The organism is Marinimicrobium sp. UBA4209 (assembly GCF_002381585.1).
Taxonomy (GTDB): domain Bacteria; phylum Pseudomonadota; class Gammaproteobacteria; order Pseudomonadales; family Cellvibrionaceae; genus Marinimicrobium; species Marinimicrobium koreense.
The window spans coordinates 2,504-3,768 of record NZ_DFTP01000085.1; the positions used below are offsets into that span (position 1 = coordinate 2,504).

General features: G+C 66.8%; 2 protein-coding genes. Both read left to right on the top strand.

The window, feature by feature from the left end; genetic code table 11:
* The coding region (locus B3187_RS12325; RefSeq protein WP_286806770.1) for an HAD family hydrolase at nt 1-390 on the top strand (390 nt) is incomplete at its 5' end.
* 2 nt (nt 391-392) lie between these two features.
* Nucleotides 393-1,265 (top strand): imelysin family protein (locus B3187_RS12330; RefSeq protein WP_286806771.1); only part of this gene is annotated, 873 nt, incomplete at its 3' end.

Sequence of the window (1,265 nt, forward strand, 5' to 3'; positions counted from 1 at the left end):
CTGGACAAGGCACAGGCGCTGATTCAGCGCCACCGAGACCAAGGGCATCAACTGCTGATCATCACCGCCACCAATGATGTGGTCACCACCCCAATCGCACAGCGCCTGGGCACTCCCCATTTGCTGGCCAGTGAGGCCGAGCGCGGCCCCGACGGCTACACCGGGCGCCCGACCGGCACGCCCTGCTTCCAGGGCGGCAAGGTCACCCGTCTTAAGGAGTGGCTGAAAGAACACCCCCACGCTCTGGAACACGCCCACTTCTATAGCGATTCGGCCAACGACCTGCCACTGCTGGAGTCGGTGGGTTACCCGACCGCCGTTGACCCGGACCCGCGCCTGGCCGAGGCCGCGCAGGCACGTCAATGGCCGATCATCAGCCTGAGGGACTGACCATGCGGTTCCCCCACCCCCTCCCGTTGCTCACCGCCCTGCTGTTGATCGGCTGCGACCCGGGTCCGGAGTCCCCTGGCCCCACTCCCGATGAATCGCCCCGCGAGACACAGAGCATTGCCGCCCCCGACCCAGCTCTGGCTGACAGCACCCTGGCGGCCTGGCGGCAGGGAGAGCAGTGGCTCAGCGGGGCGCGCACGGCCTGTGCTGAAATGCATGAGCGTCTCGACGCTTTCCTGGCTCAGCCGGCGCAGGGCAGCCTCGCGGCCACCCGTGAGGCCTGGCATCAGTGCCACACCCGCTGGCACCATCTCGAGCCGCTGCTGACTCTGGGTGAAAGCAGTCCCGGCCTGTTTGGTGACCTGAGGGAAATCGCCTTTCAGGTGGACGCGCACCCCATCCAGCCCGGGTACCTGGATGGCCTGGAGAACTATCCCTACAGCGGCATCGTCAACGACATTACCCTCTCCATCAACGCACAGACCCTGCGCGAACAGCACGGTCTGACCGATGAGGCCGACGTGGCTCTGGGCCTGCACGCGCTGGAATTCCTGCTCTGGGATGAGCAGGGCGACCGACCGGTGAGTGACTTCGAGCCCCGCACCTCCGCCGGGGACGACCCGATGAACGCCGAACGGACCGTCGATCAACTGCCCAACAACCGCCGCCGCGCCCTGGTGCGTCTGATCAGCCAGTTACTGCAGGACGACCTGGCACTGCTCGAGCAACACTGGCAATCCACCAGCGGGCGACTTCCCGCCACCTACCGACAGCTCAGCCCCTCCAGCCGACTGCCCCTGTTGCGCGACGCGCTCCGGTCACTGCTGCGGGAGCGCCTGCCCCGGGAGCTGGCGCAACTCGAAGAACCTGAACTG